At 65.2% G+C, this 13,079-nt stretch carries 9 protein-coding genes; 5 read left to right on the top strand and 4 right to left on the bottom strand.

Going from position 1 to position 13,079, the window contains the following annotated elements:
* Positions 1 to 89 precede the first annotated feature (89 nt).
* Positions 90 to 1,544 carry an NAD-dependent succinate-semialdehyde dehydrogenase gene (locus OIE68_RS26910; protein ID WP_327093862.1) on the top strand — a complete coding sequence of 485 codons (1,455 nt, stop codon included), beginning with the start codon at positions 90 to 92 and terminating at the stop codon, positions 1,542 to 1,544.
* A gap of 118 nt (positions 1,545 to 1,662) precedes the next feature.
* On the opposite strand, the gene OIE68_RS26905 is transcribed toward OIE68_RS26910, so the two are convergent.
* Positions 1,663 to 1,956, bottom strand: coding sequence for a chorismate mutase (locus OIE68_RS26905; RefSeq protein ID WP_327093861.1), 294 nt, complete (start codon positions 1,954 to 1,956; stop codon positions 1,663 to 1,665).
* A 414-nt stretch (positions 1,957 to 2,370) separates the two neighbouring features.
* Here OIE68_RS26905 and pcrA point away from each other — a divergent pair, with 414 nt between their 5' ends.
* Together pcrA and OIE68_RS26895 are read left to right on the top strand one after the other, a co-directional pair.
* Positions 2,371 to 4,998 (top strand): DNA helicase PcrA, encoded by a 2,628-nt coding sequence (gene pcrA / locus OIE68_RS26900; protein WP_327093860.1) that lies wholly within the window; start codon positions 2,371 to 2,373, stop codon positions 4,996 to 4,998.
* Positions 4,999 to 5,050: 52 nt separating this feature from the next.
* Positions 5,051 to 5,476 carry a hypothetical protein gene (locus OIE68_RS26895; RefSeq protein WP_327093859.1) on the top strand — a complete coding sequence of 142 codons (426 nt, stop codon included), beginning with the start codon at positions 5,051 to 5,053 and terminating at the stop codon, positions 5,474 to 5,476.
* A 110-nt stretch (positions 5,477 to 5,586) separates the two neighbouring features.
* On the opposite strand, the gene OIE68_RS26890 is transcribed toward OIE68_RS26895, so the two are convergent.
* Together OIE68_RS26890 and OIE68_RS26885 are read right to left on the bottom strand one after the other, a co-directional pair.
* Entirely contained in the window at positions 5,587 to 6,603 is a 1,017-nt protein-coding gene (locus tag OIE68_RS26890; RefSeq protein WP_419150805.1) for a M23 family metallopeptidase, read from the bottom strand.
* Between the two features lie 1,448 nt (positions 6,604 to 8,051).
* Positions 8,052 to 9,161, bottom strand: a complete 1,110-nt coding sequence (locus OIE68_RS26885; RefSeq protein ID WP_327093858.1) for a M23 family metallopeptidase — start codon at positions 9,159 to 9,161, stop codon at positions 8,052 to 8,054.
* Between the two features lie 702 nt (positions 9,162 to 9,863).
* On the opposite strand from OIE68_RS26885, the gene sucC reads away from it, so the two are divergent.
* Both sucC and sucD read left to right on the top strand, forming a co-directional pair.
* The gene (gene sucC, locus OIE68_RS26880) at positions 9,864 to 11,030 is read left to right on the top strand and encodes an ADP-forming succinate--CoA ligase subunit beta (protein ID WP_327093857.1); all 1,167 of its coding nucleotides are present in this window, start codon (positions 9,864 to 9,866) and stop codon (positions 11,028 to 11,030) included.
* A 12-nt stretch (positions 11,031 to 11,042) separates the two neighbouring features.
* Positions 11,043 to 11,957 (top strand): succinate--CoA ligase subunit alpha, encoded by a 915-nt coding sequence (gene sucD / locus OIE68_RS26875; protein WP_040695450.1) that lies wholly within the window; start codon positions 11,043 to 11,045, stop codon positions 11,955 to 11,957.
* Positions 11,958 to 12,014: 57 nt separating this feature from the next.
* Here sucD and OIE68_RS26870 read toward each other — a convergent pair whose 3' ends face one another.
* Complete coding sequence (locus tag OIE68_RS26870; RefSeq protein WP_327093856.1) at positions 12,015 to 12,956, bottom strand: undecaprenyl-diphosphate phosphatase; 942 nt, start codon at positions 12,954 to 12,956, stop codon at positions 12,015 to 12,017.
* Between the last annotated feature and the right edge of the window lie 123 nt (positions 12,957 to 13,079).

Below are 13,079 nucleotides of genomic sequence, written 5' to 3'. Positions count from 1 at the left end.
ACAGGGGTGCATCCCGCTCGAATAGGTCGGCGAATTTCGGATCGATGAGTCGAGGGTGATGCGCGAGCGCGCGGCTTAGGCTGGGGTGCATGGTGTCCGAACGCGAAGTACTCCAATCCGTGCCGACGCAGCTGTGGATCGGCGGTCCCGTCGACGCCACCGGGGGCGGCACCTTCCCGGTGCACAATCCGGCCGACGGGCAGGTGCTGGCCGAGGTCGCCGACGCCACGCCGGAAGATGCCGTGCGCGCGCTCGACGCGGCCGCTGCGGTGCAGGCCGAATGGGCGGCGACACCGTCGCGGGAGCGCGGCGAGATCCTGCGCCGGGTCTTCGATCAGCTGACCGCGCGCGCCGAGGAATTCGCACTGCTGATGACGCTGGAGATGGGCAAAGCGCTGCCGGAAAGCCGCAACGAGGTCCGCTACGGCGCCGAATTCTTCCGCTGGTTCAGCGAGGAGGCAGTGCGGGCGCACGGACGCTACCTGCACGCGCCGTCCGGTACCGGGCGGATCATGGTGCACAAACAGCCGGTCGGGCCGTGTTTGGCCATCACACCGTGGAACTTCCCGCTCGCCATGGGCACCCGCAAGATCGGACCCGCGCTGGCCGCGGGGTGCACGATGATCGTCAAGCCCGCATCGGCCACACCGCTGACCATGTTGGCGCTGGCGAAGCTGTGCAGTGCGGCGGGGCTGCCGGACGGGGTGCTCTCGGTGATCACCTCCAGCCGTTCCGGCGCCGTCACCCAGCCGCTGCTCGACGATCCGCGCCTGCGCAAGCTCACCTTCACCGGATCCACCGAGGTCGGCAAGAAGCTGGTGGAGAAGTCGGCGAACGGACTGCTGCGCACCTCGATGGAGCTCGGCGGCAACGCACCGTTCGTGGTCTTCGACGATGCCGATATCGACGCCGCCGTACAGGGTGCGATGCTGGCCAAACTGCGCAATGGCGGCGAGGCGTGTACCGCGGCCAACCGCTTCCACGTGCAGAACGGCGTGCTCGAGGAGTTCACCACCAAACTCGTCGAGGCGATGTCGAATACGGTCACCCTCGGACCAGGTACCGATCCGAACACCACGCTCGGCCCGCTGATCAACGAGGAGCAGCTCGATACCGTCAGCGAACTGGTCGATGACGCGGTGGCAGTCGGTGCGCAGGTCCGCCTCGGCGGCAAGGCTCCCGGCGGCCCCGGCTGGTTCTATCCCGCGACCATCCTCAGCGAGGTCCCCGCGAATGCTCGGATCCTGCGTGAGGAGGTCTTCGGCCCCGTCGCCCCCATCGTCGGCTTCGACACCGAGGAAGAGGGTCTCGCTGCGGCCAACAACACCGAATTCGGCCTGGTGAGCTACGTCTACACCCGCGATCTCGACCGCGCTCTGCGCATCGCCGAGGGCCTCGAATCCGGCATGGTCGGCATCAACCGCGGCGTAATTTCCGATCCCGCAGCACCTTTCGGCGGCGTCAAGGCCTCCGGCTTCGGCCGCGAAGGCGGTATCGAGGGCATCGAGGAGTACTTGTCCACCAAGTACATCGCCCTCACCTGACCGGCAGACATGAAACGACCGCCCCGGGGTGAAATACACCCGGGGCGGCCTTGTGGAAGGCGGCGATCTTGCGAACGTCGCGTGGTTCGATCGGTCCGCTAGTGGCGGCCGGAGACGGTCAGTGGCCCAGTCGGCCGCGACCGAGGCGCAGCAGCAGCATGGCGAGGGTGTGGCCCTCCTGGCCGAGTTCGCTGAAGCGCTCGAGCACCTTCATCTCACGACTGTGTACGAGGCGGGGGCCGCCGGAGGCCATACGCGTGCGGCCGATGATCCGCGAGATCTCGGTGCGGCGCTTGATGGCGGCCAGAATTTCCGCGTCGAGCTGGTCGATCTCCTTGCGGAGCTTGTCGATCTCGGCCTCGGTGTGGGGCAGAGCCGAATCAGACCCGGTCGTCGTGGCGGGGGTGCTCATCATTCATCTCCTCGTGTCAGAACATGGATCGGCCGGTGAGCCGAGCTCGTTACCGATCGGTTCTTTCACCGTGCAAAACAAACCTGGTAGGTCATGCAATCCTCCCCCCAGGCAGCGCGCTCAGGTACAAAGTCCGCGATCACGATATCCGGCCGTTAGCCGAATCGGATACTTCGCGGCGGTCGCGCAGGTCATATGGGCCAGTCTGCCATGGGGTCGAAGCAATGCAAAACACCTCATTTTGTGAATCTCCTGAGAAGGCTTGCACGTTGCGACGTCCCTGTCGACCCGGGGCGGTTCACCTTCCCGTAGCGACTGCTTGCAGGTCGCTCGAAACGATCGGTTCGCCGAATGGACACCGATGTCGACCGAGACTTCATCTCTGTCGGTGCCCGCCGGTAGCGTGGATGGACGATGGACATCACGGTGGCTCCCCAGACGCAGGCCGGGCGGACTCGGCACCAGGATTCAGCGCAGAAACCGCTGGTCGACGCTGCTCGCACCGGGGAGATGGGCGACCCTGCCGTGCCCACCGTGGCGGGGGTCCCGCACCCGGCCGTCGATGAAGCCTCGCGGCGTGTCGTGGACGACAAGCACCGTGTCGAACAAGAAAAGCGCCGCGCCGAACGTGAGCAACGTCGCGCGGAGGAGGCCGAGCGACTGCTCGACGGCCTCAACCCGCAGCAGCGCGCCGCGGTCGTACACACCGGTACGCCGCTGTTGATCGTCGCGGGCGCGGGGTCGGGCAAGACCGCCGTGCTCACCCGGCGCATCGCCTATTTGCTGGCCGCTCGGGGCGTAACGCCTGGTCAGGTCCTGGCCATCACCTTCACCAATAAGGCCGCCGCCGAAATGCGCGAGCGGGTGAGCGGGCTGGTCGGTCCGCGCGCGAACAACATGTGGGTCTCGACCTTCCACTCCAGTTGCGTCCGCATCCTGCGCATGCAGGCGGCGCTGCTGCCCGGCCTGAACTCCAATTTCTCCATCTACGACGCCGACGATTCCCGGCGGTTGCTCACCATGATCAGCCGCGACTTCGATATCGACGTCAAGAAATATTCGGCGCGGCTGCTGGCCACCGCCATCTCGAATTTGAAGAACGAGCTCATCGGGCCCGAGCAGGCCACCGCCGATGCCGAAACCGACGAAACCGAACTGCCCGGGCTCGTCGCCCGCGTGTACACCGAATATCAGCGCCGGTTGCGTTCGGCGAACGCACTCGACTTCGACGATCTGATCGGCGAAACGGTGGCACTGCTGCAGAACCATCCGCAGGTCGCCGAGTACTACCGTCGCCGGTTCCGGCATGTGCTGGTCGACGAGTACCAGGACACCAACCACGCCCAGTACATCCTGGTCCGCGAGCTGGTCGGGCATCACGCGGAGGAGCAGACCGAAGACGCGGTCGCGCCGAGCGAACTGTGCGTCGTCGGTGACGCGGACCAGTCCATCTACGCCTTCCGCGGCGCGACCATCCGCAATATCGAGGAATTCGAACGCGACTTCCCGGATGCGGAAACCATTCTGCTGGAACAGAACTACCGCTCCACCCAGAACATTCTGTCCGCCGCGAACGCGGTGATATCGCGCAATGAGAAGCGCCGGGACAAGCGGCTGTGGACCGACTCCGGTGAGGGCGATCTGATCACCGGCTACGTCGCCGACAACGAGCACGACGAGGCCTCGTTCGTGGCGCGCGAGATCGACCGGCTGGTGGACGCGGGTGATGCCAACTACAGCGATGTCGCGGTCTTCTACCGCACCAACAACAACTCCCGCGCGCTGGAAGAAATCTTCATTCGTATGGGACTGCCCTACAAGGTGGTCGGCGGCGTGCGCTTCTACGAGCGCAAGGAGGTGCGCGATATCGTCGCGTACCTGCGCGTGCTCGACAATCCGGACGATACGGTGAGCCTGCGCCGCATCCTCAACACTCCGCGCCGCGGCATCGGCGACCGGGCCGAGGCCTGTGTAGCGGTGCATGCCGAACAGCGCGGCATCGGTTTCGCCGAGGCACTGCGCGATGCGGCCGATGGCAAAGTGGCACTGCTCAATACACGGGCGCAGCGCGCGATCGCCGGATTCCTCGACCTGCTCGAAGAGGTGCGGGAGGCCGGTGCACAGGCGGATCAGGACTTTCCCGACCTCGGCAATATGGTCGAGGCGGTTCTCGACCGCACTGGCTACCGAGCCGAGTTGGAGGGCTCCGACGATCCGCAGGACGGTGCTCGGCTCGACAATCTGAACGAATTGGTGAGCGTCGCGCGGGAATTCAGCTCCGAGGCATACAACAATGCCGAGGCCGCCCGGGAAGAGGGACTGGTGCCGGAGGTGGCCGAGGGCGAACCCGACCCGGGCTCGCTCGCCGCCTTCCTGGAACGCGTCTCGCTGGTGGCCGATAGCGATCAGCTGCCCGAGGAGGGCACCGGCGTGGTCACCATGATGACGCTGCACACGGCCAAGGGCCTGGAATTCCCGGTGGTCTTCGTGACCGGCTGGGAGGACGGGCAGTTCCCGCATATGCGCGCACTCGGCGATCCGACCGAACTGGCCGAGGAACGCCGCCTCGCTTACGTCGGCATCACCCGGGCGAGGCAACGGCTCTACGTCACCCGCGCGGTGGTGCGCTCCGGCTGGGGGCAGCCGGTCTCGAATCCGGAATCCCGATTCCTGCAAGAGATACCGGCCCACCTCGTCGACTGGAAGCGGTTGGAGCCGAAGGGTTCGCCGCTCACCCGCAGCATCCGCCGCCGCGGCGACGACGACGGCCTGGAACACGACTGGACCCGCGACGGCTGGAATCAGCAGCGACCGGGCGTCAGCGACCGCGCCCCACGCCGCCCCGCACCCGGTGGCGCCAGCCGCAACAATGCCAATCTCGTACTGGCTGTCGGCGATCGAGTCAGCGATGACAAGTACGGCCTCGGCCGCGTGGTAGCCGCCGAAGGCTTCGGCCCCCTGGCGACCGTCACCATCGACTTCGGCACCGCAGGCAAGATCCGCCTCATCCCGCAATACAGCCGCACCCTGGTCAAGCTCTGATAGGGGCCTTCGACCCTGATCTATCGACGATGCTGTCGGTAGCGTGCGCGACATGGAAACCGTCGCGCAATACCTGCTGTGGTTGCTTCCGATGCTGTGGCTCGGCATGGTGCTGGCCATCTCGTTCCTGGAAGCGCCGCTGAAGTTCCGGGCGCCGGGCATCACCGTGCCGCTCGGCCTCGGCATCGGACGGTTGGTATTCCGGGCGCTCAATGTCGTGGAGGCCGCTCTCGCCGTCCTGTTGATCGTCGCGACCCTGGTTGTCGCACCCAGCGGTGCGGTTCGGATCTGGCTCGGTGTGGCTGCCGCGATCCTCGCAATCCAACTCCTCGCGGTCCGGCCACTGCTGACCCGCCGCTCGGACCGCGTGCTCGCGGGCGCGGAGTTACCGCGCTCGCACGCTCACTATTGGTATGTGGGGTTGGAGGTAGTCAAGGTCGTGAGCTTGATCGGACTGGCGATCGCCGCCGCGCCGTAGCCCTCAGCTTCAGAGCCTGACCGTTCCGCGTCGGAGCGGGCACATAAGCGGGCGGTGTCGGGCTGGGGATATACGCAGGTGACTGCTTGGCGGCATCGAAGCGCAGGGGGTCAGTCGCGTTCGGTGCCGAGGCTGATGCCGCGGGTGGCGAGCCAGGGGAGGGGGTCGATGCGGTCGGTGCCGTTGAGCCAGACCTCGAAGTGGCAGTGGGGGCCGGTGGATTCGCCGCGGTTGCCGACGGTGGCGATCTCGTCGCCCGCGAGGACGTGCTGGCCTACCGAGACCAGTGCGGTGTTGATGTGGCCGTACACCGTGACGGTGCCGTCGTCGCCGCGCATCCGTACCCACATGCCGAAACCGGCGGCTGGACCGGCGTCGATGACGGTGCCGTCCTCGACCGCGTAGATCGGTGTGCCGATGGGGGCGGCGACGTCGACACCAGGATGCAGCACGCCCCAGCGCTCGCCGTATCCGGAGGTGAAGCTGCCCGAAGCGAACTTCGTGAACAGCGGCCGCAGCTTGGCCTCCACCTCCGCCGCCAGATCCTGCGCGAACTTATCGCCGTTCTCCAGCACATCGGAGAACTGCCCGAGGTTCGTCGGTGTGGCTGTGTCGAGCAACTCCGGTGTCGTCGGCAGCTCAACGCTCACCGGCGCCAATGCCTGCTGCTGCCCGGCGGCCTGCAATTCCGCTGTCTGCGGCGACTTTTCACTACCCGCCGCCAAATTCTGCCCCGCCGCCACAATCGCCCCCGCCGCCACCGCAATAACCGCGGCCCGCCCCTTCAACGCCCGCGGTGGCGCAGGCACCCGATGCGCACCACCCCGCCGCTTCCGCCGCCCCGCCGAATCGGCGGCATCACCTACCCGATCTGCCCCCGCCTCGACATTCCGAGCACCGCCCACACCATCGAAATTGCGACTACCCCAAGCCGCACCGCGATTCCACAAAGCATCGTCGCGCCGAGTGACATCGCGATCCTGGAGCGCGATCCCCTCCCAGTCCACGTCCTCGTCACGGCCATTATCGAACCTTTGCCAGTCGGCATTGCCCGCGCTGTAGCGCAGACTGTCGCCGTCATCCTGGTTTACGTCATCGTTCTGGTGTGGATCGTGCTCTTGGCGCACGCCGGCACTCAGGCTTGTGTCCTGATCCCCGCTTGTATCTTCGTTCCGGCTTTCGCCGTGGTTCTGGATAACGCGGCCGTTCCAGTCCAGGCTCTGGTCGCGGTCGCCGCGGAGCCGGCGCCAGCCGCCATTGCCGTGGTCCAGGCTGTTTCCGTAATCCGGGCTTGCGTCGTAGGCCTGGCTTGTGCCGTAGTTCGGGCGCGCGTCATATTCCAGACTGTCGCCGTGGTCCTGGCGTGCGCCGTGGTCTTGGCCTGTGCCGTAGCCCTGGCCTGTGTCGTAATCCTGGATAGCAACGCCGTTCCATTCCAGGTTTTCATCCCGGTCGTCGCCGAACTCATGCCCGTTGCCCGCATTTTGGTCCGGGCTCTGGCCGTAATCCGGGCTCGAGTCGTAGGCCTGGCGTGTGCCCTGGCTCTGACTCGTGCCGTGATTCTGGGTGGCGCGGCCGTACCGGTCCAGGCCTTGATCGCGGCCGTCGGGGAACCCGTGCCAGTCGGCATTCCCCGTGCTGTTGATCGGGCTATCGCCGTAATCCAGGCCTGCGTTGTAGTCCTGCTCTGCGGCGTGATCCCGGATGGCGACGCCGTTCCAGTCAAGGCCCCGATCGCGGCCGTCGGGGAACCCGTGCCAGCTGCCATCGCCCGCGCTGTAAATCAGGCTGTCGCCGTAATCGTGGTTTGCGTCGTAGTTCTGGCCTGCGTCGTGGCTCGGCCCTGTGCCGTTGCTCTGGCTTGCGCTGTATTCCTGGATAGCGACGCCGTTCCAGTCCACGTTCTCATCGCGGCCGTCGCCGACTTGGTGCCAGCTGCCATCGCCTGCGCTGTAAATCAGGCTGTCGCCGTAATCATGGTTTGCGTCGTAGATCCGGTTCGCGCCTTGATCGGAGCCTGTGCTGTAGGACTGACTTGTGCCGTAATCCTGACTGCCGCCGTAACTCTGACCTGCGCTGTAGCCCTGATCAGCGCCATAATTCTGCCCAGCGCTATAGCTCTGAATACCACTATTCAACGATGAATCCGCTTGCGACCATGGATCACTCAGCTTCCAGGATTCACCCCCGTTGAAATCCCCCGAATGTTGCCAAGAATTATCTAGATAATGCTGAACCGGCACCCTTCGCCCACCGGAGTCCGATAACGATTCTCGCGTCATCGCGGTAACCGCATCACACCACTGGCGCGCCCGAATTGTCCTGAACGTGAGGAAAGTTCGAAAGTTCCTGGTCTTCGAGTGTCGTGGACGGCGCTCAGAGTGTTCGCAACGCGCATCGAGAATTTCATCCTCTGGTCACAACTACGGAAGGGGAACGGGTCCATCGACGGTAACGAATCGATAGCGGTACCGCAACCAGTCGTCCGATGAATCTTATTGCTGCACTTTGAATTTGGCTCCAAGCGCGCAGAGATACACCGACTCCCGAGGAAGTCTCTTACCCGGAGAGCAACTCAGTCGCGCTGCGAACCCAAGCTGATTCCGCGCGTCGCCAACCACGGCAGCGGATCGACCTTGTCGACACCGTTCAACCACACCTCGAAATGGCAGTGCGGGCCGGTGGAGAAACCGCGGTTGCCGATGGTGGCGATCTGATCACCGGCCAGCACACGCTGACCCTGGGACACCGTTGCGGTGTCGATATGACCGTAGATGGTGACGGTGCCGTCATCGTGCAGCAGTCGCACCCACATACCGAATCCGGATGCCGGACCTGCTTCGATCACGGTGGCGTCGGCGACGGCGTAGATCGGAGTGCCGATCGGGCCCGCGATATCGACGCCGAGATGCTGTACGCCCCAGCGGGCGCCGAATCCGGAGGTGAAATTGCCTGCCGCGAATTTGGTGAACAGCGGGCGGAGTTTCGAGGCTTCCTGCGCCGCCATATCGTCGGCGAACTTCTGCCCCTTTTGCAGCATGTCGCCGAACTGACCGAGATTCGTCGGCGCCGAAACATTCAGCACCTGCGGCGAATCCGGCGAAGTAGTCGGATCGGCCACACTGACCGACTGCGCCGCGATTTCGTGAATCTGTCCGGCGGCCTCGTAATCGACGGCCTGCGAAGGCTGTTCGGGCGAGGCGAAGGCGGCCTGTCCGGCGGCGACCACCGCACCCGCGGCGACGGCGACGACCGCGGCGCGGCCCTTGAGCGAGGCGGGGGGCGCGGGCATCCGATGCGCGCCACCATTACCGCGGTTCGCCCGACGGCCCGGGATCACAGTGGGCCGGGCCGGCCCTTCCGGATCTTCGGACTCCCAGGAAGAGTCGCTGCCATCCCATGATTCGTCGCCATCCCATGATTCGTCGCCATCCCAGGATCCGTCCGCCTCCGGCGTCCATGACGCCTCGGAGTCGGCGTTCCAGGTCTCGTTGCCCTCGGGAGTCCAAGAATCTTCGGACGCCCACGCACCGCCACCGGCCCAGGAATCGCCTTGCGTCCAAGCCTGCGACTGTCCCCACGAATCAACTTGCGGTGACGAGTCGGCCTGCGGCTGTGCCCACGAATCGGCCCGCGATTGTCCCCAAGCGGAATCGGATTGTGCCCAAGAATCGTTCGCACTCAACGAGCTGTCCTCGTGTCCGCCGGTCGCATATCGATGCTCACCGGCACGCCGCGACGAAGTCCCGAACGGATCTTCCGCAGCACTGGAATGTCCACCGAATCCCTCGTCATCGGACCGGTAACGATGTCCGGAGCGAGCGCGATTTTCGGTTGCGAAGGTCGAGCGATGGTTCATCGGTGGTGCCACATCATCGAGCGAGAGATCACGGTGTCGAACTGCCTGATCAGAGACGTTAAGGAACGGCTCTCCGTCTGCGGAGCGCTGTGCTGCGTCAAGCTTGCCGTCCTCCTAGTCGTGACCGTGTTGTGACATCGACCGCAATGACGGTAACGAAACGATTGCGGGGTCCGCAAGCGCTACGTGCGATCAATCCAAACATGTGAGATTGATCACGGTAACGCACCGGAATATCTCACTGTGATCGGGGCACGCGGGTGAGGCAAAGCGACGACGAGCCGTAGTAGAAGGCCTTCGGTCGACCGGTTCGGCTGCTCTACCTGGCGCGCCGTCGGCAACCTACTGGCGAGTAGCCTTGGCCAGGCGTTTTCCCGCCCTGGGCAGCACCCCGTGACCTGCGCCACTTAGGATGAACGTGGCCGTTTGGCCCTCCATGTGACTGGTTAAAGTCCGACCCGACCCGCTTCCGACGTCGGGCCGCCAACAAAGACGTTGTCATCACAACGCAGACGAGACGGTGAGTACATGGATCTCTTCGAATATCAGGCGAAGGAGCTCTTCGTTAAGCACGGAGTGCCTTCGTCCGAGGGCCGCGTCACGGACACGGCCGAGGACGCCCGCGCCATCGCGGCGGAAATCGGCAAGCCGGTGATGATCAAGGCCCAGGTGAAGGCCGGTGGCCGCGGCAAGGCGGGTGGCGTCAAGTTCGCCGCCACCTCGGACGACGCGTTCACGCACGCGCAGAACATCCTCGGCCTGGATATCAAGGGCCACATCACCAAGAAGATCCTTGTCGCCGAAGCCAAGGACATCGCGGAGGAGTACTACATCTCCTTCCTCCTGGACCGCTCCAACCGCACCTACCTGGCCATGTGCTCGGTCGAAGGCGGTATGGAGATCGAAGAGGTCGCCGCGACCAAGCCCGAGCGCCTCGCCAAGGTGCCCGTCGACGCCGTCAAGGGTGTCGACCTCGCGTTCGCCCGCTCGATCGCCGAGCAGGGCCATCTGCCCGCCGACGTGCTCGACGCCGCGGCCGTGACCATCCAGAAGCTCTGGGAGGTGTTCATCGGCGAGGACGCCACCCTGGTGGAGGTCAACCCGCTGGTCCGCACGCCCGACAACGAGATCCTCGCGCTCGACGGCAAGGTCACCCTGGACGAGAACGCCGAGTTCCGGCACCCGGAGCACGAGGCCTTCGCGGACAAGGACGCGACCGATCCCCTCGAGCTCAAGGCCAAGGAGAACGACCTCAACTACGTCAAGCTCGACGGCGAGGTCGGCATCATCGGCAACGGTGCGGGTCTGGTCATGTCCACTCTCGACGTGGTCGCCTACGCGGGCGAGAACCACAACGGCGTCAAGCCCGCCAACTTCCTCGACATCGGTGGTGGCGCCTCGGCCGAGGTCATGGCCGCCGGCCTCGATGTCATCCTGGGTGATGCCCAGGTCAAGAGCGTGTTCGTCAATGTTTTCGGTGGCATCACCGCCTGTGACGCGGTCGCCAACGGCATCGTGAAGGCGCTGGAAATCCTTGGCGCCGAGGCGAACAAGCCGCTGGTCGTCCGTCTCGACGGCAACAAGGTGGACGAGGGTCGCAAGATTCTCGTCGATGCCGCGCATCCGCTGATCACACTTGCGCAGACAATGGACGAAGGCGCCGACAAGGCCGCCGAACTGGCAGCGGCCAAGTAAAGGAAACCGGAAATGTCTATCTTCCTCAACAAGGATTCCAAGGTCATCGTCCAGGGCATCACCGGCGGTGAGGGCACCAAGCACACCGCGCTGATGCTCAAGGCCGGCACCCAGGTCGTGGGCGGCGTCAACGCGCGCAAGGCGGGCACCACCGTCGCGCACACCGACAAGGACGGCAACGCGGTCGAGCTGCCGGTCTTCGGCACCGTCGAAGAGGCCATCAAGGCGACCGGCGCCGACGTGTCCATCGCGTTCGTGCCGCCGAAGTTCTCGAAGGACGCCATCATCGAGGCCATCGACGCGGAGATCCCGCTGCTCGTGGTCATCACCGAGGGCATTCCGGTGCAGGACACCGCGTACGCGTGGGCCTACAACGTGGAGAAGGGCAATAAGACCCGGATCATCGGCCCGAACTGCCCCGGCATCATCACCCCCGGCGAGGCGCTGGTCGGCATCACCCCGGCCAACATCACCGGCAAGGGCCCGGTCGGCCTGGTGTCGAAGTCCGGCACCCTGACCTACCAGATGATGTACGAGCTGCGTGACTTCGGCTTCTCCACCGCCATCGGCATCGGCGGCGACCCGGTCATCGGCACCACCCACATCGACGCCATCGAGGCGTTCGAGAAGGACCCGGAGACCAAGCTGATCGTGATGATCGGTGAGATCGGCGGCGACGCCGAGGAGCGGGCCGCGGCCTACATCAAGGCCAATGTCACCAAGCCGGTCGTCGGCTACGTCGCGGGCTTCACCGCCCCCGAGGGCAAGACCATGGGCCACGCGGGCGCCATCGTGTCCGGTTCGGCCGGTACCGCCCAGGCGAAGAAGGATGCGCTCGAGGCCGCCGGTGTGAAGGTCGGCAAGACGCCGTCCGAGACCGCCGCGCTGGCGCGGGAGATCCTGGAGAAGGCAAGCGTCACCGCCTGATTCGCTGATCGAACAAAGGCCGCCATCCCGATCGGGATGGCGGCCTTCGGCGTTGTGTCAGAAGAAATGGACTACCGAAGCGATTCCGAAGACGAGGCTGTATATCGCGAACGGCAGCAGCGAATTCGACTTGAAGTAGCGCTCCAGGAAGCGGACCGCCAGATACGCCGCGCCGCCCGCGACAATCGATCCGACCAGCACCTGACCGAGGATGCCGTCGCCCTGCGGACCGGCCAGCGTCGGCAGCTTCAGCACGCCGGCCGCCAGAATGACCGGAGTGGCAAGCAGGAAGGCGAATTTCGCCGCGTCCTCATGGTCCAAACCGCGCAGCAGGCCGCCGACCATCGTCATGCCGGAGCGGCTGATGCCCGCGAACAATGCGCCTACCTGTGAGACACCGATGATCAACGCGTCCTTGGCCGACAGATCGCCGAGGCTGGTCGGCTCCTCCGCCGTCGCGACAAAATATCCGTCTTCGATGGCCCTGGCCCGTGCCTCGGACTCGGCGAAGCGGCGACCGTAGTCGGACAGCGTCGGCTGGCTGCGGCGGCGCATCACCTCACCGGTGACCAGTACGACTCCGTTCAACGTCAGAAACAGGCCCGCCGCAAGGGGTTTCGCGAACAAGGTGCGCAACGGGTGTTCCAGCAGCAACCCGAGAACGCCGACCGGCACGGTCGCCAGCACCACCAGCCAGGCCAGGCGCTGTGTCGAGGTCTCGATCCGGCGGGTGCGCAGTGTGGTGAGGAAGCCGACCACGATCTCGACCCAGTCGCGCCGATAGAACACCAGCAGCGCGATCGCCGTCGCCACATGCAGCCCGACGACGAAGGCGAGATACGGTGTGCCGGAATCGGAATCGCCCTGGGTGACCAGATCGCTCCAGGACCCACCCAGCCACGCGGGCACCAAAACGGAATGACCCAGGCTGGAAATCGGGAACAGTTCGGTTATGCCTTGAAGTGCGCCGATAACAACGGCTTGGGTGTACGTGAGCATCGCCTGACAGCTTGGCACGCCGCCCCCGCCACAACCCGCCCTGAAACAGACCTGTGTCCGTTTTGGAATGCTTGTCGCCGTGCGGATCTCACGGCCCCCGGTGAGTTGGTGCGGAGAGCCCAC

Origin of the sequence: Nocardia vinacea, assembly GCF_035920345.1 — a bacterium.
GTDB lineage: Bacteria > Actinomycetota > Actinomycetes > Mycobacteriales > Mycobacteriaceae > Nocardia > Nocardia vinacea_A.
This window is presented reverse-complemented; position numbering and strand designations above follow the sequence as displayed.